The organism is Gilvimarinus sp. 1_MG-2023 (assembly GCF_030548285.1).
The window spans coordinates 1-543 of sequence record NZ_JAUOSC010000070.1 but is presented as its reverse complement, the minus strand read 5'-3'; the positions used below and the strand labels follow the sequence as shown (position 1 = coordinate 543).

Genomic DNA, 543 nt, shown 5'->3' with positions numbered 1-543 from the left:
GCCACCAGCTCCGTGCAGCGGCTCAGTTTGACCAGCGCCATTTCGGCTCGTCCGGCTTCCAGATAAGCGTCCACCAGATTCAGCAAGGGGGCCACGACCGCTAGCAAGGCCGGCTCTGACAACCGGGCGGCGGCATCCAGTTCCGCATAACCCAGACTCAGCGCCTTATGGAAATCGTCGCAGGCTTGCTGCGGATTGCCAGCCAGCAGCGTTCGTTGTCCGGATTCAATCCAGAAAACCCAGCCGTCCGGCATATCCTGCCCAGTCACATTACGTTTACGGGATGCCTGGTTCATCGTTTTGCCCCGTCAGTGTGGCACCCGCTGTTTGTCGTCAGATGCCGCCCTGGGTCAGCTTCGCCGGATCCAGTAATCGCTCCAGCTCAGCCCGCCCCAAATTGGTTTGCTCGTCCGCCACGTCCAGTACCGGCCGTTTTTCTTTATACGCCTGCTTGGCAATCTCTGCCGCTTTCATATAACCCACAATCGGATTCAGCGCAGTCACCAGAATCGGATTACGCGCCAGCGCCTGCTGCAGATTGGC

1 protein-coding gene and 1 pseudogene are annotated in these 543 nt (G+C 59.3%); both read right to left on the bottom strand.

The annotated features are described in order from the left end of the window. Positions 1-296, bottom strand: a 296-nt coding sequence (locus Q4563_RS15705) for a hypothetical protein (protein ID WP_303605128.1), incomplete at its 3' end; no start/stop codon positions are given. Between the two features lie 37 nt (positions 297-333). Continuing rightward, positions 334-543: pseudogene (aspA, locus tag Q4563_RS15700) on the bottom strand (aspartate ammonia-lyase); the annotation flags it as partial.